The sequence below is a fragment of the bacterium genome (assembly GCA_016703265.1).
GTDB lineage: Bacteria > Krumholzibacteriota > Krumholzibacteriia > LZORAL124-64-63 > LZORAL124-64-63 > CAINDZ01.
Window position 1 is genome coordinate 423728 of sequence record JADJCK010000004.1, and the last position, 21280, is coordinate 445007.

The 21280-nt window shown below is 68.1% G+C and carries 18 protein-coding genes and 1 pseudogene; 8 read left to right on the forward strand and 11 right to left on the reverse strand.

Annotated features, from left to right (window positions below):
• Window positions 1-13 precede the first annotated feature (13 nt).
• Window positions 14-2851: a S8 family serine peptidase gene (locus tag IPG61_09195; protein ID MBK6734253.1), complete on the reverse strand. Its 2838-nt coding sequence runs from the start codon at window positions 2849-2851 to the stop codon at window positions 14-16.
• Between the two features lie 259 nt (window positions 2852-3110).
• Between IPG61_09195 and IPG61_09200 the strand changes: the two genes are divergently transcribed.
• On the forward strand, window positions 3111-3992 hold the full coding sequence (locus tag IPG61_09200; GenBank protein ID MBK6734254.1) for an alpha/beta hydrolase: 882 nt from the start codon (window positions 3111-3113) through the stop codon (window positions 3990-3992).
• Window positions 3993-4000: 8 nt separating this feature from the next.
• Here IPG61_09200 and IPG61_09205 read toward each other — a convergent pair.
• The 5 genes and pseudogenes from IPG61_09205 to IPG61_09225 form a co-directional block, all read right to left on the reverse strand.
• Window positions 4001-5213, reverse strand: a pseudogene (locus IPG61_09205) (DUF1016 family protein).
• A 144-nt stretch (window positions 5214-5357) separates the two neighbouring features.
• Window positions 5358-5573 (reverse strand): HNH endonuclease, encoded by a 216-nt coding sequence (locus IPG61_09210; GenBank protein ID MBK6734255.1) that lies wholly within the window; start codon window positions 5571-5573, stop codon window positions 5358-5360.
• Window positions 5574-6670: 1097 nt separating this feature from the next.
• The gene (locus tag IPG61_09215) at window positions 6671-8158 is read right to left on the reverse strand and encodes a DegQ family serine endoprotease (protein ID MBK6734256.1); all 1488 of its coding nucleotides are present in this window, start codon (window positions 8156-8158) and stop codon (window positions 6671-6673) included.
• 198 nt (window positions 8159-8356) lie between these two features.
• Entirely contained in the window at window positions 8357-8587 is a 231-nt protein-coding gene (locus IPG61_09220; GenBank protein MBK6734257.1) for a ferredoxin, read from the reverse strand.
• A 153-nt stretch (window positions 8588-8740) separates the two neighbouring features.
• On the reverse strand, window positions 8741-9277 hold the full coding sequence (locus IPG61_09225) for a phosphohydrolase (protein MBK6734258.1): 537 nt from the start codon (window positions 9275-9277) through the stop codon (window positions 8741-8743).
• A 396-nt stretch (window positions 9278-9673) separates the two neighbouring features.
• Between IPG61_09225 and IPG61_09230 the strand changes: the two genes are divergently transcribed.
• Window positions 9674-10039, forward strand: coding sequence for a hypothetical protein (locus tag IPG61_09230; protein MBK6734259.1), 366 nt, complete (start codon window positions 9674-9676; stop codon window positions 10037-10039).
• 89 nt (window positions 10040-10128) lie between these two features.
• On the opposite strand, the gene IPG61_09235 is transcribed toward IPG61_09230, so the two are convergent.
• On the reverse strand, window positions 10129-10776 hold the full coding sequence (locus IPG61_09235; GenBank protein MBK6734260.1) for a hypothetical protein: 648 nt from the start codon (window positions 10774-10776) through the stop codon (window positions 10129-10131).
• 250 nt (window positions 10777-11026) lie between these two features.
• Here IPG61_09235 and IPG61_09240 point away from each other — a divergent pair, with 250 nt between their 5' ends.
• Together IPG61_09240 and IPG61_09245 are read left to right on the forward strand one after the other, a co-directional pair.
• Window positions 11027-11917 (forward strand): phosphate/phosphite/phosphonate ABC transporter substrate-binding protein, encoded by an 891-nt coding sequence (locus tag IPG61_09240; GenBank protein ID MBK6734261.1) that lies wholly within the window; start codon window positions 11027-11029, stop codon window positions 11915-11917.
• Between the two features lie 409 nt (window positions 11918-12326).
• Window positions 12327-13409, forward strand: a complete 1083-nt coding sequence (locus IPG61_09245) for a hypothetical protein (GenBank protein MBK6734262.1) — start codon at window positions 12327-12329, stop codon at window positions 13407-13409.
• A gap of 383 nt (window positions 13410-13792) precedes the next feature.
• On the opposite strand, the gene IPG61_09250 is transcribed toward IPG61_09245, so the two are convergent.
• Both IPG61_09250 and IPG61_09255 read right to left on the reverse strand, forming a co-directional pair.
• Window positions 13793-14479, reverse strand: coding sequence for a hypothetical protein (locus IPG61_09250; GenBank protein MBK6734263.1), 687 nt, complete (start codon window positions 14477-14479; stop codon window positions 13793-13795).
• 38 nt (window positions 14480-14517) lie between these two features.
• On the reverse strand, window positions 14518-15471 hold the full coding sequence (locus tag IPG61_09255) for a hypothetical protein (protein MBK6734264.1): 954 nt from the start codon (window positions 15469-15471) through the stop codon (window positions 14518-14520).
• Between the two features lie 159 nt (window positions 15472-15630).
• Between IPG61_09255 and IPG61_09260 the strand changes: the two genes are divergently transcribed.
• From IPG61_09260 to IPG61_09275, 4 genes are all read left to right on the forward strand, one after another.
• Window positions 15631-16278, forward strand: coding sequence for an HAD family hydrolase (locus IPG61_09260; GenBank protein ID MBK6734265.1), 648 nt, complete (start codon window positions 15631-15633; stop codon window positions 16276-16278).
• Window positions 16279-16312: 34 nt separating this feature from the next.
• On the forward strand, window positions 16313-16813 hold the full coding sequence (locus IPG61_09265; protein ID MBK6734266.1) for an asparaginase: 501 nt from the start codon (window positions 16313-16315) through the stop codon (window positions 16811-16813).
• A gap of 510 nt (window positions 16814-17323) precedes the next feature.
• Window positions 17324-17614, forward strand: a complete 291-nt coding sequence (locus IPG61_09270) for a (2Fe-2S) ferredoxin domain-containing protein (protein MBK6734267.1) — start codon at window positions 17324-17326, stop codon at window positions 17612-17614.
• A gap of 85 nt (window positions 17615-17699) precedes the next feature.
• On the forward strand, window positions 17700-18773 hold the full coding sequence (locus IPG61_09275) for an AI-2E family transporter (GenBank protein MBK6734268.1): 1074 nt from the start codon (window positions 17700-17702) through the stop codon (window positions 18771-18773).
• Here IPG61_09275 and pyk read toward each other — a convergent pair.
• Both pyk and IPG61_09285 read right to left on the reverse strand, forming a co-directional pair.
• Complete coding sequence (gene pyk, locus IPG61_09280; protein MBK6734269.1) at window positions 18770-20191, reverse strand: pyruvate kinase; 1422 nt, start codon at window positions 20189-20191, stop codon at window positions 18770-18772. The two genes, IPG61_09275 and pyk, sit on opposite strands and share 4 nt — an antisense overlap.
• Window positions 20192-20213: 22 nt before the next feature.
• Window positions 20214-21053 (reverse strand): NAD(P)-dependent oxidoreductase, encoded by an 840-nt coding sequence (locus IPG61_09285; protein ID MBK6734270.1) that lies wholly within the window; start codon window positions 21051-21053, stop codon window positions 20214-20216.
• Window positions 21054-21280: the final 227 nt, after the last annotated feature.

Sequence of the window (21280 nt, forward strand, 5' to 3'; positions counted from 1 at the left end):
CAAACCACTTCGGTTACTTGACCATCGTCATCTTCCGCGTCTCGGAGAAGCCGGGGCCCTCCAGGCGGTAGAAGTAGACGCCGCTCGCGTGGTCGGTCGCATCCCAGGTGATGGCGTGCTCGCCGGCGGACATGGTGCCGTCGGCCAGCTTCGCCACGGCCTCGCCGCGCACGTTGTACACCGTCAGGGTGACGGCACTCTCGCGCGGCAGGCTGAACTTGATCTGCGTGACCGGGTTGAACGGGTTCGGCTGGTTCTGGTCGAGCGCCACCAGGTTGGCGGGCAGCCCGGCCTCGCGGCCGGCCTCGAGTCCGCTGGCGGTCAGGCCGCTGAAGCGGATCTCGTCGATGTAGATGTCGTCCGAGTTGTCGCTCGCGTCGCAGCGGAAGCGCAGCTTCGCGTTCGTCGGGTAGGCGAACGTGGTTTTCGGGATGCTCAGCGTCGAGTGGTAGAAGCCGGTGTTGGTGAAGTTCGTGCCGGCAACCAGCCGCGCCACGGTCACCCACGCCGAACCGTTGAAGTACTCGACGTAGAAGTCCTCGCCGGTCTCCATGCTCACCGAGCGGAAGTAGAAGTCCACCTTCAGGTCGACGTAAGCCGACACGTTGTAGCCCAGCGTGTGGTAGAACGACGAGGCCGCGCCGCCGTTGTCCTGGATGTCGGCCGAGCCGCGCCCGGCGTGGGAGTAGGTCGTGCCCGTGTAGCGGGACATGTCGGCGCCGCCGTCGGTCCAGGTGCCCATGCTCGACTCGAACGTGTCGTACGTGATCGTCTGCCAGGTGCCGGTCGAGGCCGTCACCGTGATGTAGCCCGTGCGCGTCAGCGTGTTGGAGCCGAACGCGTTCGTGGCCGTCATCGACACCGTGTAGGTGCCGGTGGCGGCGTACGTGTGGCTCGGGCTCTGCGCCGTGGAGGTGCCGCCGTCACCGAACGTCCAGCTCCAGCTCGTCGGCGAGCCGGTGGAGGTGTTCGTGAAGACGACCGCCAGCGGCGCGGCGCCCGTGGTGGGCGTGCCGGTGAAGTTCGCCGTCGGCGCCGAACCCGTCGTCACCGTGATGTAGCCGGTGCGCGTCTGGGTGTTGGAGCCCGCCGTGTTGCTCACCGTCAGGGCCACCGTGTAGGTGCCGCCGGCGGTGTAGGTGTGGCTGGGGTTCTGCGCGGTGGAGGTGCCACCGTCACCGAACGTCCAGCTCCAGCTCGTCGGCGAGCCGGTCGAGGCGTCGGTGAAGACCACGTTGAGCGGCGCGTTGCCGCTGACGGGCGTGCCGGTGAACGAAGCGACCGGAGCCACCGGGCCCGTGCCGCCCACGGCCGCCTGCGCGTCGACCAGGCCGTAGCCAGCATAGCGATCCCAGCCCGTGCCCGACTCGGCGTTGGTCACGTCACGGGCGCTGTTGACCAGCGCCGCGCGCACCTGCGCCGGCGTGTACGAGGGGTTGGCCGACTTGATCAGCGCCGCCACGCCCGCCACGTACGGCGTGGCGCAGCTGGTGCCGTTGAAGAACGGCTCGATGTCGCCGCTGCGATAGCCGCCCGTGCCCACGATGTCGCAGGTCGGCAGGATCGTCGGGCCGAGGATGTCCACGGCGCCGGCGGCGTCCTTCGTCGTCACGCCGTAGCTCGATCCCCACCAGCGCTCACCGTCGCAGGTGTAGCCGCGGGGGTCGGTGCTGACGCCCGTGTTGACCTCGGTCGACAGGCTCGAGCTGCGCTTGCGGTCGCCGCACGGCGAAGCCGCACCGACGCCGATCACGTAGGTGTTGATGGCCGGGTAGCTGATGACCGTCTTGTTCTCGTTGCCGGTCGCCGCCAGGATGGTGCAACCCGCGTTGTACGCATACTGGATGGCAGTGTTCGTGGCGGCGTCGGTCGAGATGGCCGCGCCCAGGCTCATGCTGATGATGTCGGCCCCGTTGTCGGCCGCATAGTACAGCGCATTCTGGATGGCGCTGAAGAACATCGAGCCGGCGCTGTTGGCGACCTTCAGCGGCATGATGCTGCAGCCTGCAGCCACGCCCACCGCACCCACGCCGTTGTTCATGGCCGCAGCCACGCCCGCGCAGCAGGTGCCGTGGCCGGCGCCCGTGGCGTTGTCGTCGGGGTTGGTGTCGTTGTCGCCGAAGTCGTAACCGGTCACCTTGCGGATGTCGGTGTGCTCCATGTCGACGCCGCTGTCGATGATGGCGATCACGATGCTCGCCGAGCCGAAGGCCTGCGAGGCATCCCAGGCCTGCGGCGCGTTGGCGTCGAAGCCCACGGTGCCGACGGTCGTCGCCAGGGTGTGGTCGTAGGTGCCGCCCCAGTCCAGGCCGGGCAGCTGGGCGGTGTTGTTGTGGCCCCAGTTGGCGGTGTAGTACGGGTCGCTGGGCGTCACCATCGGGTAGGCGCGCCAGTCCAGCGACACTTCCTGCACGTCTTCCAGCGCGGCGAACTCGTCGGCCAGAGCCGGCAGGTTCTCGACTTCCTCGAAGCTGAACATGAACCAGCGGTCCATGCCCGAAGAGGCGGCCTTGTCGGCGTTCTGCAGGCGGATGTAGGGGCGCTCGATGCTGACGATGCCGGCGTCCTGCGCCAGTTCGTCGAGCGGCGCCAGGCCGGTCTGGGCCTGCGGCGCGCGCGCGCCCTTCTCCAGCGAGATACCCAGAAGCGACTTGGCCATGCTGCCCTCGCGGATCTGCACGAGCAGCCGGTCGGGCATGTAGGGAAGGGTCTCTTCGGCGTCGGTCGTGAAACCGAACTGGACGGGGGTGAACTGCCGCGGTGATGTATCCTCCGCGCCGAAGGCGAGTCCGGCGCACAGCGTCAGCAGCAGGGCTGCCAGCGCCAGGAACGAGAAACGGGGTCGGGACATGTTCTCTCCTGGAGGGTGGGGGTTGCAGCTCCGCTGGTGCGGGGCCCGGGCCGGCGGCGGCGGCGTGAGCAGGGATCGATCGCCACCGTCGTGCCAGGCGTGATCATGACAGAGCCGGACACCAAACACAACACGGAAGGTGGTGATTATCTTGTAACAATCCCGCCCTCGTCTCGTTGCATCTCCTTGTCCTGCGGTGCGGCAGCGTGCACCATTTCCGGCAAACCCAACCCGGTCCCGAGCCTGGAAGGACTTCGAGATGTCACTGCAGACCCGACTCAGTGCGCGCGCCATGTTGTTGCTGTTGACCGCAGTTGCCGCACTGGCCGCCACCCCCGCGGCGTTCGCCTCCACCGGCACGGCCACCGCGCCCGATGGCGTCGCCATCCACTTCACCGACCAGGGCGAGGGGGCTCCCGCACTGGTCTTCGTCCACGGCTGGAGCTGCGACGGCACCTACTGGAACGAGCAGGTGAAGCACTTCGCCGCCACGCACCGCGTGGTGGTGATCGACCTGGCCGGGCACGGCGCCTCGGGCCAGGAGCGCAAGGCCTACACGATGGAGTCGTTCGGCGGCGACGTGGCCGCCGTGCTGCAGCAGCTCGACCTGAAGGGGGCGGTGCTGGTAGGGCACTCGATGGGCGGCCCGGTCGTCGTCGAGGCCGCACTGGCGGCGCCCGACCGCGTGGCCGGCCTGGTCGGCATCGACAACTTCCAGAACGTGAACCTGAAGCTGCCGCAGCAGGCCGTCGACACCTTCCTGGCCCCGTTCGAGGCGGACTTCAAGCCCAGCGTCACCAACTGGGTGCTGCGCATGTTCCCGGCCGGCGCCGACAGCGCGCTGGCGGCGGGCATTGCCGCGGATATGGCCTCGGCACCGCCCGCCGTGGGTATGAGCGCAATCCGCGAACTGCTGCGCTGGTTCTCGGACCGCGCCACGGTGCGCCTGGCCGAACTCAAGGTGCCCCTGATGTGCGTCAGCGCCGACCTGCAGCCGACCCAGGCCGCGCCCATGAAGGCGCTGGTGCCGCGCTACGAACTGCGCGTGCTGCCCAAGTGCGGGCACTTCCTCATGCGCGAGAACCCCGCCGGGTTCAACGCGCTGCTGGCCGAGACGGTGGCGGCGATCGCGAAGCCGTGAGGGTTTGGTCAAGGGGCCGGTTCGCGTCCGGGCGGGTGTTGCCGCTCGGCCGCGTGCCGGCCTTCTTTGACCGCTGCTTCGAGTTCCTTCGCACTCGGCAACAACACCTCGTACCGCGCCGCGACGATCCGTTTCTCTCCCTCGGGCAGCGTCATGCGCACCACGGCATCGTTCCTGCGCGAGCACAGCGCGATGCCGACGGTCGGTTCCTCGTGGGCTTCGCGCTGGGTGCGGTCGTACCAGTTCACATACATTCGCCATTTGCATCTGCAACTGGCCGAGGTCACGGTGGGTCAGCTTCCCGAGCTTCAGGTCGATCAACACGAAGCAGCGCAGCAGTCGGTTGTAGAGCACGAGATCGACGAAGAAGTGATCGCCGTCGAGGGTGATGCGCTTCTGCCGCGCGACGAAGCTGCACCCTTTGCCGAGCTCGAGCATGGACTCCTGAAGATGGTCGATGATGGCCTGCTCGAGGTCGCGCTCACGCCAATGAGGGCGCTCCTGAAGGCCGAGGAATTCCAGGACGAGCGGATCCTTCACGACGTCCCGTGGCGCGATGACTTCCTGGCCCTGGTGGGCGAGCGCGAGGACAACATCCTTGTCGCGGCTGGCGGCCAGGCGATCGTGAAGGTGGGAAGCGATCAGGCGCTCGAGTTCACGGCAAGACCAGCCTTCGCGGGCCGCTTCGGTTTCGTAGAATGAGCGGGTGGCGGAGCTGGCAACGGTCATCAACAAGCGGTAGTGGGTCCAGCCAAGTTCCTGGCGGAATTGTGGTTGTGCCGCGGACGGCAATTCGCTCCGCAGTGCGGCACCAATTTGTTGAGTATCAATATCGACTGCGTCCGGTGCTTGATGCGCGGTAGCAGGGTAGACTTGATAGAACTGCCGCATCCGTCTGAGAAGCGGCAAACTGAAGCCACTGCCGAAACACCGGGTCAGGCGCTCCGAGAGCCCCGCCAATGCCTGCTCCCCGTAACCTGCACGTTGATCCCCCTGCTGCTCGACCTCGACGATCTGCCGTCCGATCTCCCAATAAGCCTGGACCATGGCCGAGTTCACCACCCGCGCCACGCTGCCACGGGCAGCGTTGATGATATCGGCTATCCGCCGGAACAGGTCGTCCGCGGTGACATCCAAGGAGCTCTCTGTCGTGGGCGGTTGACGGTCTTGATCTTGCACGCGTGTATCCTCCGTCGCACACCAATGGGCGCAATCGGGCATGAGGTTGCCTGTTGCAACGCCGCACTCGCCCGGGCGGAATCGGAGCCTTCTGAAAGGAATGTGCCTGCCCGTGGATCGCCGGGCACGTGGCTGGCGTCAAGACACCGGAGCGCGTCAGTTGGTGATGGAACGCAGCGCCATACCTCAGCCCGCGTCGACTTGCGCCGGCGCAACTGCCAGCACCTGCACGGCGGCCCCGCCTCTCTCATGCACGAACCCATGACACCGACTGCACAACGTGACCAGGTTCTCCGCCCGATTCGATCCGCCCTGCCCGCGCGGCGTCACATGATGAACCTCGAGAAAGTGCGTCGATCGACAACCAGGCGACGAGCAACGGTGCCGGTCGCGCGCGAGCACGGCAGCGCGCACCGAGGGCGGGATGGTCGCGCGGTTCGGCCCGCCGGGCCGCCTCACGTAGCGCCGCGAGTTGCGCCGGCGCAACCCGCTTCTCGCCGCGGCTGGTCGTGACCGCGGCGCGCTCGCAATCGGGACATTGCTGGATGATGATCTGCGCGGTGGGGCCGGCCGCACGTGCACCTTCGCCGCCGGCGCCTGACACCAGGGATTCCAGCGCAGCCAGCATCAGGTCCAGCCGGTCGGCGCCGGCCGGCGCCAGGCCCAGCTTGTGCGCCTTCTCGACCAGCGCTTCGAGCCGCGCCAGCCGGACGCCGTCGGCCCGCAGGCTGATCGTGGTGGGCGGCTCGGCGTCCAAAGGCGCGGCATCAGCGACGCCCGACGGCACCCCGGCCGTGTCGAACGCCAGTTGCGCCGGCGCAACTGCCCGCCGCTTCCGCGCCTGCCGCACCTGCCGCTCCAACTCCCGCCGCCCCGTCGTCGCCGCCTTCGCGACCCACGCGGCCTGCGTCGCTTCCGTCGCCACGCGTGCCACCTGCAGGGCCTTGGTCCAGCCGATCTCGCCGGTCTCGACGGCCCCGCGCAGGGCCGGCAACCGCTCCAGGTCATCGGCCAGGCGCTTGAACTGGTAGAAGCGGTTGTCGCTGAAGCCCAGCTCCCGGGTGGCGTAGAGTTGCAGGCTGGCGTGTCCGAGCTGCCGGTACAGCCCGCGTCGCGAGACCTCGGCGAACCAGAGCACGGCACATTCGCGGGCCCGGTCGCAGGCGCCCAGGGCCTCCCGCAACGAGGCATCGACCTGGGCGGCGGGCAGGCCGGTGGCGAATTCGGGAAGGGTCAACGTGGCCATATGGGGCTCGCTTTCCGGGGAGGACGGCGAGAAATCGTCGATGGCGATAATATAGCGTAAATTTTGTTTGATCACCAGTGAAATATGTCGATTATTTATTGGTACTCAGTATACAGACGCACTGTGCCGCTCGAGCGCGGAGTCTCCGCTGACGCCCATCGGCGCATAAAAAAGTGCGGGCCCGCGCCGCCATCGGCACGGGCCCGCGGCCCCAGGGAGACGACCACCGGGGCCTTTCGTTGGACAGCCCGCGCTAGCGCGGCACCGCCAGGAAGACGCTCTGCCTCGCCTGCGGCTTGTACACCCGCATGAACACCGGCCGGTCGGGCGTGCGCGCGAGGGCGGTCTGGAGCTCGTCCATCGAGGTGACCGGCATGCGGTTGACCTCGACGATGATGTCGCCCTCGGCCAGCCCCTCGGCGGCGGCGTTGCTGGTCGCCTTGACGGACGCGACCAGGAGGCCCTTCACGTCGGGGTCCAGTCCCGCCATCTGCCGCACGCGGTCGTTCAGCGGCCGCACCGAGACGCCGGCCAGCGTGGTTTCCTCGACATTGTCCGGACGAGCGGGCGCGTTGGTCGCGACCGCGGTTTCCGGCAGCCGGCCCAGTTTCACCGCGATGTCGCGTTCCTTGCCGTCGCGCAGCAGGTGCACGTTGGCGCTGTGCCCGACATCCGAGAGGCTGATCAGGTTGCGCAGCGCGTTGGGCGTGTTGATGGGGCGGCCGTCCACCGACAGGATGATGTCGCCTTCCTTCAGGCCCGCGGCCGCGGCCGGCGTGTCGTCGTTCACCTGGGCCACGAGCACGCCGCGCGGCCTCTCCATGCCGTAGTAATCGGCCATCGACTGGTCCACGGCCTGCGGCAGCACGCCCAGGTAGGCGCGCTTGACCTCGCCGTCGCTCTTCAGCGAGCCCACGACCTTCATCGCCATGCCGGCCGGGATCGCGAAGCCGATGCCCATGCTGCCGCCGCTGCGGCTGAGGATGGCCGAGTTCATGCCGACCAGCTTGCCCGCCATGTTGACCAGCGCGCCGCCCGAGTTGCCCGGGTTGATGGAGGCGTCGGTCTGGATGAAGTCGGCGTAGTCGGTCAGGCCGATGTTGCGGCCCATCGCGCTGACGATGCCCATGGTGATGGTCTGGCCCACGCCGAACGGGTTGCCGATGGCCATCACCTGGTCGCCGATGCGCAGCTTGGAACTGTCGGCCGCCTCGATCACGGGCAGGCCGTGCGCGTCGATCTTCAGCAGCGCTACGTCGGTGGGCGGGTCGGTGCCGATGACCTTGGCTTCGTACTCGCGGTCGCCCTCGAAGGTGACCTTGATCTTGGTGGCGTTCTCCACCACGTGGTTGTTGGTCAGGATGTAGCCGTCGGAAGAGATGACGATGCCCGAGCCCATCGAGCGCTCGACGCGCTCCTGGCCGCCGTGGTTCTCGTCGTCCGGCATGTTGAAGAAGCGCCGGAACGTGGGGTCGTCCATGAACGGGTGCTGGAAGCCGGCGTCGGCCGGCTTGTCGGTGGCGATGTTGACCACCGCGGGCATGGTGAGGGCGGCCACGTCGGCGTACGAGCGCAGCTCGCCGGCCGGGGCGGCGGTCGCGGCGGCAGCCTGGGCGGCAATCAGCTCAGGGGCGGCGGTGGCGGTCGAACCGCCCGGCACGCCCTGCAGGGTCAGGCCCACGGCCAGCCCGATCGCCAGCAGGGCGAGCGCGGCCAGGGGGTTCTTCTTCAGGGTGGACATCGGGTCTCCTCAATGCGGCCGGCCGGTGCCGGGCGCCTCAGCAGGGGGTTGGGCGCGGTGCCGCCGCGCCGGGTCGCTGTTCCTTCGAGAGCCCGTTCAACGTGGCAGGCGCGCACAAGTTTCCACAAAATGATGCGGCCCGCCACCGGGGCGGGCCGCCGACTCGAAACCGGGCGCGTGCGCCGGGGGAAGCGCCGGTCAGCCGTCGTCGCCGATGGCTTCGACCGGGCATTCCTCCATGGCGTCCATGCACGCCTGGGTTTCCTCGTCATTTTCGGGCTGCTTGGAGACGAACGTGTAGCCGTCGTCCTCGTTGCGCTGGAAGTTGTCCGGCGCGGTCTGGCGACACAGGTCGCAGTCGATGCAGTTGCTGTCCACGTAGAACTGGCCGTCGACGTTCCCCGCGACCTTGTCGGTATTGTCAGCCATGGTCTTCCTCCCCGGCTTTCAGTTGGCCCGGTCTTCGGATCTCTTTGCCGCGCCGGCGCGCGGCCCGGTGCCCGGTTTCGGCTGATCCGGCTCCTAGATAAGCCAGAAAGCCACGGTCGCCAAGCCTATTCTTGCCCGGCCGGCACTTGGCGGCTACCGGGTCCGGAACGGCTCGAAGGTCATGAAATCGGCATGGTGCACGACATAGGCCTCAGCCGTCCGCTTGACCATGTCGCCCTCGCCGGCGTGCGCGGCGATGATGTGGCAGACCCGCGGCGGCACCCCGGCCTCCATGGCCAGCCCGACGCCGCTGAACGGATGGCGCACGTAGCGGCCCATCTCGCTCTGCACCGACTTGCCGTCCCTGACTTCGTATTCCAGCAGCTTCCCCACATCCGCCAGGATGGCCCCGGCGATGGTCACGTCCAGGTCGACCGGCAGGTCCGCGCCGAAGAACTCGTTCATCTTCAGGGCGGCGTCGCGCGCCACATGCACCACGCAGCGCTTGTGCGCCATGAAGCTGACCTTCAGGCCGGGCACCAGCAGCGTGAAGGGGATGGTCTGCAGGTCCTGGGCACTCAGCGGGCTGCGCTCGAGGGCCAGTTCCCAGGTGCGGGCGGTGGCTTCGCGCAGCGCCTCGTCCTGGATCCAGTCCAGCTCGGGCCACAGGTCACGTACGGCCTGGTTCACGGTGGCACGCTCCGGTTGAAGTTGGGTTGCATGATCGTCAATGTCGGTGCATTGGCCGCCAATGTCGAACACGTGGGCCTCAATGTCGAGTACATGGCCGCCTGCGGCAAGGCGCCCGTGCGTTCAGGCACGCCGCAACGCCGCCGGCGCCGGTTCGCCGCGCAGAATGCCCGGTCGAGGTGGCGGCCCCGTGATACACCACCAAAACCGGGGGATTTCGTACTGCGTTTGATGATGGCCGGTTTCGTCCGGCAAGGGCGGGGCGGGGCGCGTCGGGAGCCGGTGGCACCGCCTATGCAACCTTCCGGGAGTCGCCGGGCCCGGACGCGCGACCGCACCAACACCGGAAACCGTATCACGGACCGCCCCGGGCGGCGGAAGCCAGGAGAGCACCAGATGAAGCGCACCTCGATTCTCAACGCCACGATGGCCCTGGCCCTTGTCACGATGGTCCTGCTGGCGGCGCCGGCTTCGGCCCAGACCACGACCGTCAATGTTGCCTACTCCTGGACGGCCCCGACCACGGGCTCGCCCGTCACCAGCTACGTGATCCAGCAGAGCATCGACGGCGGCACGTGGACGCAGGTGGCCACCTCGTCGACGACCAGCTACACGCTGGCCGCCACGGTCGGGCACGCGCACCGCATCCGCGTGGCCGGTGTCGACGCCCAGGCTCGCCAGGGCATCTGGTCGGAGACCAGCGACTCCTACACGCCGGACGCCGGGACGCCGGGCCAGCCGGGCAAGCCGATCCGCATCTAGCGGCGGTCCCGACCACCGGGCGAACACAGAACCGCCGGCTCCCGTCACGGGGGCCGGCGGCTCCTCTTGTCGGGATGGCCGCAGCCGGCCTAGGGCAGGTGCCAGCCGATCCGCAGGACGACCGTATCCCAGTTGAACGACTTCTCGCTCAGGTCGGGGAAGAAGGCATATGAGCGGAAGCGGTTCACGTGGTAGACGACGCTGATCTCGTGGGCGCCGAGCCGCACGCCGGCGCGTGCCGAGAGTCCCAGTCCGGTACTCGAGGCGTCCATCAATGTGATGTGGTCCTTGCCCGGGCCTTTCAGGCGGCTGTGGACGATGCACGGCTCCAGCCCGACGAACGGCTGCAGGCCCTCGCGCGCCGATGCCGCCAGCAACTCCACGCCGTAGCGCAGCGAACCCGGCGACAGACTGTCTTCGCCGTCGTCGCCGAGGCCCTTCGCGTCGCCGTAACCCAGGAAGTGGAGAGAAGGCGCCACCGACCACACCTGGTCCAGGCCCAGGCGCCAGCGCAGTCCCAGTTCGAAACCGGGTCGGGCGCCGGCACTGCGCGGCGTGGCATCGAAGCGGTCGTCGAGATCGCCCAGCGGCACCGCCCAGCCGCCTTCCAGCAGCAGGCGTCCGCCGCCGGCAGGCACAGTCGGCGGCAGGACGGGGGTGGCGGCCTGCGTGGTCGAGGCCGCCAGGAGGCAGGCGGCGCCGGCGGCGGCGGCAAGGAAGCGGCGGATCGGGTTCACGGCGGCCTTTCTGGAATCACGATGCCCGGACAGCGGGCAACGAGACTAGCACCGGGCGCACATTCTGGCAAACAGGGCGGCCGCCTCGGGCCAACGCGCAGCCCTTGTCACGGGCGCCCTTAGCCTGGAATAGGTAAAATCAATTAAGTCCCGTCGCGTATGGCCGATGCTGCCTTCGGACCGGCGGTACCCGCGCTGCCGGGCCCGGGGGATGTGGCGGGCAAGGTAACCGTGGCCGGTGAGGTGTGCGATGAGGAAATCGATGCTGGTCGTGATGACGTTCCTGCTCCTGTGCGCCGTCGTTCTGCCGGGCGATGCCCGCGCGGAAGTGAAGCTGGGCGTCCTGGCGAACCGCGGCGCTCCCGAGTGCATGAAGCAGTGGGGCGCGACCGCAGCCTATCTGACGACGAAGATCGGCGACAAGGTGACCATCGTCCCGCTGAAGTTCGAGGCTGTCGAGCCCGCCATCGCCGGTGGCCAGGTGGACCTGGTGCTGGCCAATTCCGCCTTCTACGTGGAGCTGGAGAAGACGCAGGGCGTGAAGGCCGTGCTGACCATGGCCAACCTGCAGGACGGCAAGGCCATGACGCAGTTCGGCGGCGTCATCCTGGTCAAGGCCTCCAGCCCGATCAAGGCGCTGGCCGACCTCAAGGGCAAGTTCATGGTCACCGAGCGCTCGTCGTTCGGCGGCGGCCAGATGGCCTGGCGGCTTCTCGTCGAGAACGGCATCGACCCCGACAAGGACTGCGCCGAGGTCATGATCGGCAAGAAGCAGGACAACGTGGTGCTGTCGGTGATCAACGGCGCCGCCGACGCCGGCACGGTGCGCAGCGACGTGCTCGAGAGCATGGCGGCCGCCGGCACGATCAAGCTGGCCGATGTGCGCGTCCTGAACCAGATGAAGGACTCGTTCCCCTATCTCCATTCGACGCCGCTGTACCCGGAGTGGCCGCTGGCCGCCACGGCGAAGGCCGATCCGGCGATGGTCCAGAAGGTCGTCGCCTCCCTGATGGCCCTCAAGCCCGTCGATGAAGCAGCCAAGGCTGCCGGCATCAACGGCTGGGTTGCCCCGCTGGACTACGGTCCGGTGCGTGATTGCCTGAAGACGATCAAGTACGGCGCGTTCGCGGACGTGCAGTAGGTCGCGGCATCGCCACGGTACCTTTGGCGGCGTCGCACCGGCGGCGCCGCCTCCAGAACGAGAGGTGACCTGATGTTCCAACGCTTGGGCGTGACCGCCAAGTTCCTGGTCGCGATCCTGACGGCCATCGTCCTGATCCAGACGGGCACCAGCGCGTCGTCGGTGCTGCAGGCACGCCGCAGCCTCCAGGAACAGGCCGACGGCACTGCCGGCCTGCTGTCGACACTCGAAGGCGAGCAGGTGGCCCGACTGCAGGCCGGCCTGGAGGCCAAGGAGCAGTCGCTGGCCGGCGTGCTGTCCGACATCGCGGCGATGTACGTCGTAGGCTACGATTTCACGGCCCTGGAGAACATGGCGGGTATCGCCATGAAGGACCCGGACATCGCCTATGTGAACTTCTACGGGGCCGATGGTTCTGCGCTCGTGCGAGAAGAAGGCCGACGGCGCCATCAAGCCCTACCGGCACGACCTCATGTTCGACGGCGCGTCCGTCGGGCGGATGGAGATCGGCGTCTCGACCGCTTCGGCCGACGCGGCCGCGCGGCACCTTGCCGAGAGCCTGGCTGCCGGCGCCGCCGAACGCGAGGCCGGCCAGGCCCGCGCGGCGCGCACCATGATGCTGGTCTCCGGCGGCATCAGCCTGCTGGGCGTCTGCCTGCTGGCGGGACTGACCTGGCTGCTGCTGCACCGCATCATCAAGGCGCCGCTGTCCGACCTGATGGTCGAACTGGCGGCGGGCAGCAACAAGCTGGCGCTGAGCGCCAAGGCGATTTCGCAGGCGAGCCAGTCGCTCAGCGACGGCACCTCGAGCCAGGCCTCGGCGCTCGAGGAGACCACCGCGTCGCTGGCGGAACTGTCGTCGCAGACTTCGGGCAATGCCGAGAGCGCGGGCCGCCCTGCGCGGACCACCGAGTCGAGCGAGGCGGCCGGGCGGGCCCATGAAGCCATGGGGCGGATGGAGACGGCCATCGGGCGCATCAAGACGTCGGCCGACGAGACCTCGAAGATCATCACCACGATCGACGGGATCGCGTTCCAGACGAACCTGCTGGCGCTCAATGCCGCCGTCGAGGCCGCCCGTGCGGGCGACGCCGGTCGCGGCTTCGCCGTGGTGGCCGAGGAAGTGCGCAACCTGGCGCAGCGCAGCGCCGAGGCCGCGCGTTCGACGGCCAGCCTGCTGGACGAGTCCCGCACCAATGCGGTCAACGGCGTGGAGGTGGCCGGCGACGTGGCGACGATCCTCGACGAGATCGGCACCCGCGTTCGCAACGCCGCCGACCTGGTGGGCGCCATGAGCCGCTCGGCGGTCGAGCAGGCCACGGGGCTGCGGCAGATCAACGGGGCCATCGGGCAGATCGGCAACGTGACGGAAGCCAATTCGGCGAGCGCCGAGCAGTCGGCCGCCGCGAGCAGTGAAATGACAGCGCTGGCCGACGACCTGCAGGGCATGATCGGCACGCTGCAGGGGATCATCGGCGGCACCGGTCGCTGAACGACGCGCCAGCGTGATTCCAACTTGCGCGTACGCGCGCAAGGGCGGATCATGGCGCAGCGACGGCTCCGCGCCGGGGCCCTTTTGGGCCCGGCGCGTCCGCGCAACGAGCGGCACTAGCGGAAAGCCACGGCAACGGTCACCCGCCCGGGACCGACCGCCTGTCCTGAATCACAGGCAGCGCAAAGTCGTGTCGGGCGCAGGCTCCAGGCTGGACCAGCGACTCACGGTCATTCGACCGGGTCCGGTTCGGACATGGGAAGGAACCGGGCTGGAGCCCGAGACGTGGCAGCGGAGATGCGGAAGGGGACCCCGGAGGGGTCCCCTTCCCTGCTTCTGTGCGGCGCGTTGCGCCGGCGCAAGTCCGCCGCCGGTCGTCGAACCTAAATCGGCGCCGTCACCGCGCCGGTGTCGAGGTTGATGAACCACGTACCATGGCCCTCCACCACCAACGTAGCGGTGTTCGTGCCGTTGAACGTGACCGTCATAACGAAGCCCGCGCCGTTGAAGGTCATCGAGCCGCCGGTGGGATAGTTGCCGGCCGCGGCGATGGCCAGGGCGGTGAACGAGAACGTCGCCGAGAACGAGCGCGAGGCGAAGCTGCCGCAGCCGCCCACCACGGCCGTGTTGAGGGTGCGGTTGAGGGCGGCGTTGATGTCCAGCACCAGCTGGGCCGAGCCGCTCTCGCCGATGGGGATGTTCAGCGGCTCGCCGGCTGCCGTGTACAGGCGCACCCAGGTGCCGTTGACCCAGGTGGCCGAGGCGCCGTCGGCGCTGCCCATCCGGAAGTCCAGGTAGATGGTGCCGCTCACGTCGCCGATGAACGACTTGGAGTAGACGGTCTTGCCGGCTTCGTTGAATGTGATCACTTCCGGCCCGACCTGCACCACGGCCATGGCCACGAGGCCGGCCTGGCTGGCCGCCTCCTGTTCGCTCAGCTGCGGTGCGGGATCCTGCGGGGCGGTGGCGTCGCTTTCGCAGCCGCCGAGGAACATCCCCGCTGCCAGCAGCAGCGGCAGCATCAACGTCAGCGCGCAGCGGCCGCGAAGGCCATTGGTCATCGTCTTCATGTGCTCTTCCTTTCCCCGGGACGCATCCCGGGCGGTGCTCAGAACCCGAACAACAGGCCCGCGGTGTAGGTGGTCACGTCGCCGTGGCCCATTTCGAGATTCAGCTTCGCCAGCACGTTGAGCGTGGCGCCGACGGTCAGGCGGCTTTCCTGCGTGTCGTCGACGGTGAAGGCCACCTCCGTATCCTCGGCGGCGTAGGTGTAGGCGATGTCGATCTCGGAGTCTTCCTTGGCGTAGCCGCCGTATACGGTCACCATCGGCCAGCTCTTGCTCGCGGCGATGAACATGCTGTTGGCGTCGGTCTCGATCAGCGTGCCCACGTCGACCGACTGCTTGAAGAAGCCGACCATGACGTCGATGGGCAGCGTCGGCATGAAGGCGTTGGGGCTGAACTGCAGGCCGTAACCGAAGAGCTTGGTCTTGCCGACGTCGCCCAGATCCATCTCGGGCAGCCAGCGCACCGTGGCGCGCAGCCCGGCCACGCCGCCCACGCTGGCCTGGGGCACCACCATCGGCGAATAGCGCGTGTCGACCAGGCCCTCGATGGTGTCCTGGCTGAACACCTGCACGCCGTTCACGTAGCCGGTGACCGTGCCCGGCGTCTCGTCGTTGCCGAAGATGGTCGGGCCGCTCATGACGATGTCACCGGTCGTGCCGGGTGCGAAGCTGTTGTCGTAGTCGGAAAGGTCGACATCCTCCATCACCGTCTGGAAGGACTGGTCTTCCTCCGCCAGGTGCGTGGCCGTGACCTTGACGCCGAAGTCGATGGTCAGCCGCGACGACGGGATGGCCGCCGTGTGGAAAATGCCGCCGTTGAGGTTGGGGCCGAACGAATGCGTGAACGGCGCCAGGTAGGCCCGGGCGTACTGCCCGGTCACGTCCTCGAGCAGGCCTTCGAGTTCCTCGGCCTTGGCTGTCGTGACGGTCGCTGCCGACAGCATGGCCAGGGCGGCCAGTACCAGGGCGGCGCGCCGCCCCCAGGGCTTGTCCATGGTTTCTCCCTCCCCGAACTGGTTGTTGCGGGCGGATCGGGTATTATAGTTGCTGCAAGCCGAGGCAGGGCCCCGTCGGGCCCGCTCGTGGCCTGCACTTCCCCCGCCCGCAGCTTAGCAAAGTCCGGTCCGGTCGCCAACTGGACAGAAAGACTCGGGATGCCTGTCGATAACGCACATTCAGCGGAGCCGGTGCCGGGCGGGCTGCTGCTCTGGGACATGGCCGGCACGCTGCTGTTCGTGGATCCGGGCACCGGCAAGCCGGCCTCCCTGCCCGGCTGTGACGTCTACCTGCCGGAACTGGCCCGCGATTTCCGCCATGTGGTCACGACGGGCGATACGGCCGCCGAGGCGCGCCACCAGCTGGGGGCGCACGAGATCCTGCCGCATCTGGTCCGGATCTACGCCGACCTGCACGAGCCTGTGGGCAAGCCCTACGGCCGGGTCATCGCCGAGCTGGGGGCCGGCACCGACCGCTCGCTGGCGGTGGGCGACCGCCTGCGGTCGGACGTGGGCTCGGACACCGACCGCGTGGTCTCCATCCTGGTCAACCAGGAGGAGCGGGCGGTCAACGCCGGCATGATCGCCTACATGGTGCACATCCTGCGGCGGCAGTCGGCGGCCGACTTCCTCACGGCCTTCCATCACCTGACCATCACCGCGATGCCCGAGCCGGAAGACGTGGGGCCGCGCGCCGGCGGCGAGGTCGTGCAGGCCTGGCGCCGCGACGACGGCTTCCCGTACCGCCTGTGGCTGTGGACGCATCCGGAACTCGAGGGCCGGCGGGCGGTCATCGTCCTGGCCTGAAACGCCTGGTTTTCCCGGGAAAGGAACGCGACAGATGACCGAGCCCATCCGCCTCTTCGTCACCGGCGGCACCTTCGACAAGGAGTACAACGAGCGCGACGGCTCGCTGTACTTCAAGGACACGCACGTGGCGGAGATGTTGAAGCTCGGCCGCAGCCTCGCCGACGTCGAGGTGCGCACGCTGATGATGGTCGACAGCCTCGAGATGACCGACGACGACCGGCAGGTCATCCTGGCCCAGTGCCGTTCGTGCCCGCGCGACCGCATCGTCATCACCCACGGCACCGACACCATGGAAGTGACGGCGCGCCTTCTGGGAGAGCAGATCACGGGCAAGACCGTGGTCCTGACCGGGGCCATGATCCCGTACGCCTTCGGCAGCTCCGACGGCCTGTTCAACCTGGGCGGGGCCCTGGCGTTCGTCCTGAGCCTGCCCCCCGGCGTCTATATCGCCATGAATGGCAGGCACTTCCGCTGGGACAACGTCCGCAAGAACCGGCAGCAGGGCGTCTTCGAGGAGCTCCCGCCCGCCTGAGGATCCTGCCGGCAGCACGCCCGGACAAAGAAATCCCAAAAAAATGTGAAATAGTTGCACCCGTCGGGGCCTCTCGATGGCCTGTTAATCCGTTGCGTGGGGGATGCAGGGATCCTGGGGCGTGATCGGCAGCGCCACCCGACACACAACGGGTGTATGCATTCTCGTCCCATGATTGATGGCAACTTTCATTGCCTGTTTGATGGCGCTGCCGATGCACTTGCTGGTACGACGGGCGACGAGTCGATTGCAGAGTCGATACGGGACCGGGCCGGACTGAGCGTGACCTTGGGCGAGGGTCACGGGAGGTTCGCCCGGTTCCTGCTTTTACCGGACCAGTATCCAGGGCGACGGCCCGCCGGCCGCGCGATCCCGCGTGCGGAATCCTGCCGGACATGCTATTGGTGGGGACATACTTGCCGTGTCCGCGCCGTTGCTGCGCGCGGCGTTCCGCTCCGGCCCCCGCGTGCGCCATGCCGCGCGCGCCATGCCGCGCCAAGGAGAAGCCCCATGCTGAAGTTTCCCGCGCCGTTCCCCGCCGCCGTCTTCGTCTGCACGAACAAGCGCCCGGACGGCTCGCCGAAGCCGTGCTGCGCCGATCGCGGTGGCGTCGAGCTTCGGGAGGAACTGAAGAAGATGTCGAAGGAGCAGGGGCTCGAGACGCGCGTCAAGATCTTCAGCAGCGGCTGCCTGGGCGGCTGCGAGCAGGGCGTGGTCGCCGTTGCCTACCCCAGCGGCCAGTTGATGATGGGCGTCAAGCGGGAAGACCTGCAGAAGATCCTCGATGAAGCTGCCGGTTGAACGGGGCGACGCGATGAACGACGGCAAACCGGAAACGCCCGTGGTCATCACCGGTGACGAGCGGCGCAGCGTCGGCTCCTCGTTGATGGGGCGCGTGTTCCTGATCGCGCTTGTCATTACCATCTCGTTTCTCTTCTTCAAGATGATTCGCTCGTTCGTGATGGCGCTGATCATTGCGGGCATCTTCGCGTCGCTGGCGCAGCCGCTGTACCGGCGCACGACAAAACTGCTGCGTGGGCGCCGGCGTGCGGCGGCCATCGTCGTGCTGCTGGTGGTGGTGCTGGTGGTGCTGCTGCCGCTGGCCGGCCTGCTGGGCCTGGTCACGGCCGAAGCCATCAACGTGGGCGAAACGGCCGTGCCGTGGGTGCAGGACAAGCTGAACAACCCCTACCAGATGGAAATGTGGCTGCGCGCGCTCCCGTTCTACGAACGCATCGAGCCCTATCGGGACGACATCATGCTGCGCGCGGGGCAGGCGGTCGACTTCGCCAGTCGCCTGCTCATCAACAGCCTCTCGGCCGCCACCAGCGGCACGCTGAACTTCCTGTTCATGCTCGGGGTGATGCTCTACGCCATGTACTTCTTCCTGGAGGGGGGCGGCCGCCTGGTCGACCGCATCCTGTTCTACCTGCCGCTCGATGATGCGGAGGAGCGACTGCTCCTGGACCGGTTCCGCTCCGTGGCGCGGGCCACGCTGAAGGGCACGGCCGTCATCGGCCTGCTGCAGGGAACGCTGGCGGGCCTTGCCTTCGCGGTGGCGGGCGTGCCCAGCGCGGCATTCTGGGGCGCGCTCATGGTGGCGCTGTCGGTGGTTCCCGGTATCGGCATCGGCCTGGTGTGGGTGCCCGCGTCGATCGTGCTGGTGGCCGGCGGGAATACCGTCGCGGGGGTGGTGCTGGCGCTGTTCTGCGGCGGCGTGGTGGGCAGCATCGACAACGTTTTGCGGCCGCGCCTGGTCGGCAAGGACACCAAGCTGCCGGACCTGCTGATCCTGCTCTCGACCATCGGCGGCATCTCGATGTTCGGCATGCTGGGCCTGATCGTCGGCCCCATCCTGGCGGCGCTGTTCGTCACGGTGTGGGAGATCTACGGCCGTGTCTTCGCCGACGTGCTGCCGGCGCGCGCCCCCGCTGACCGCGCGCCCGACGAGCCTGCCTAATCCCACTCGGCCGTGGCCACCTTGATCATGTTCGTCGTGCCGGCGCGGTTGAACGGCAGGCCCGCCGTGATGACCACCGGCTGCCCGGGCTTCACGTGCCCGCACTGCAGGGCGGCGGCGATGGCGCGGCGCTCGAGCTCCTCGGCGCTGTCGGACTCGGCAATCAGCACCGGCACGGCGCCGAAGGTCAGGGCCAGGCGCACGGCCGTGCGCGGGTGGGGCGTCATGGCCAGCAGCGGCTGGCGCGGACGGTATCGCGCCACGAGCCGGGTGGTGCTGCCGCTGGTGGTGCAGGTCAGGATGGCGGCGGCGCCGATGTCGGTGGCCATCTCCACGGCCGTGTGCGCGACGGCCGCCTCGAAGCTCAGCTTGGTCGCGGCATTCAGCCGTGCATTCCAGCCGTCGTAATCAAACAGCGGCTCGATGTCGGCGGCCACACGGGCCATCACCTTCACGGCCTGCACGGGAAACGCTCCCGCGGCCGTTTCCTCGGACAGCATGACCGCGTCGGTGCCGTCGAGGATGGCGTTGGCGACGTCGGTCACCTCGGCGCGCGTGGGCCGCGGATGTTCGACCATCGAACGCAGCATCTGCGTGGCGGTGATCACCGGCTTGGCCAGTGCGTTGGCCTTGCCGATCAGCATCTTCTGCGTGCGCGGTACCGTCTCCAGCGGGATCTCCACGCCCAGGTCGCCACGCGCCACCATGATGCCGTCGGCCACCTGCAGGATCTCGTCGATGTTCGCCAGCGCCTCGAACTTCTCGATCTTGGCGATCAGCGGCACGTCGTAGCCGCCCTCGACGATCACCTTCTTGACCGAGGCCACGTCGTGCGCCGTGCGCACGAAGCTGAGCGCGATGAAATCCACATCCTGGGCCAGTCCGAACTCGAGGTCACGCTTGTCCTTCTCGGTCAGGATGGGCGCGTTGATGCTGCGCTGCGGCAGGTTGATGCCCTTGTTCGAGCCCAGCGGCCCGCCGGCGATGACCCGGCAACGGATGTCGCGATCACTGGTCGACACGACTTCCAGCTCGAGCAGCCCGTCGGCCAGCAGCAGGATGTCGCCGGCGCGCACGGCAGCCGGCAGGTCGTGGTAGGTGAGGCCCACTTCGTGCGCGTCGCCCGGCACGTCGCGGTTGGTGAGCGTGAAGGCCTGCCCGTTCTCCAGGTTGACGCTGCCGCCCGCCATCAAGCCCGTGCGGATCTTCGGTCCCGCCAGGTCCTGCAGCACGGCCACCTGGCGGCTCAGCCGCGCTGCCGTCGCGCGGATGTCCCTGATGGTCTGCGCATGTTCCTCCAGCGTGCCGTGCGAGAAGTTCAGGCGGGCCACGTTCATGCCCGCTTCCATGAGCCTCTCCAGCATCTCGAGGCTGCGGCTGGCAGGGCCGATCGTGCAGATGATCTTGGTCTTGTTCATGCGGCTCTCCGGTTGGGCGGACTCAGTCCAGGAAAAAGTCGGTGAACAGGGGCGTGCCGGGTTTCACGGCGTAACGCTCCAGGTCCGTCTGTCCTTCTTCGGCCAGAACCTCTTCGTCTGTATAGAAATGGCCCGTGCAGGCCCGACTTTCGCGGGTCAGCACGTACCAGGCGGCGTCGGCCACGATCGCGGGCGTACGGCTGGCATTGGCCATCTTTTCGCCGCCCAGCAGGTTCCGGACCGCCGCGGTGTCGATGGCCGTCCGCGGCCACAGTGCATTGAAGGCCACGCCCCGGTCGCGGAACTCCTCGGTCATCCCCAGCACCCAGGCGCTCATCGCGTACTTGGCCAGGGTGTAGGCGGCGTGCCCGGCAAACCACCGCGGATGCATGGTCAGCGGCGGGCTCAGGTTCAGCACATGCGCATTGGACGCCTTCAGCAGGTGCGGCATGGCACACTGCGTGACCAGGAAACTGCCCCGCGCGTTGATGTCGAACATGCGGTCGTACATCTTCATCGGCGTCTCGAGCAGCCCGGTCAGGCTGATGGCGCTGGCATTGTTGACGACAATGTCGATGCCGCCGAACGTCTTTGTTGTCGCATCGACCGCCGCCTGCACCTGCTCGTCGTCCCGGATGTCGCACTTGCAGGCCAGGGCGCGTCCGCCGGCCTGCTCGATCTCAGCTGCCGCATCGTGGATCGTTCCCGGCAGCTTCACGTGCTCGGTGGTGGTCTTGGCCAGGATGGCGACGTTGGCCCCGTCGCGGGCCGCCCGGACGGCAATGGCCCGCCCGATGCCGCGGCTGGCGCCCGTGATGAGCAGGGTCTTGCCGCGGAGGGTGCGGTCGGCGGGGGCGGGCATCTGCGGGGGTATCCTTTCGGGTGCGCGGCGGCCGGGTGCCGACCGCGATCGGGCGCATCCTGAGGCATGGGGATCGATTCGGCAAGGGTGGGCGCTGGCGCCGGCGCAACTGGGGCACTTGCGCCGGCGCAAGTGGTTTTGTCACAAATTCCATTACGCGACATCAATGGGGACGCGCCCCCCCCACCCCCCACACAACACCCCCCCCCCCCCCCCGCCACAGAGCA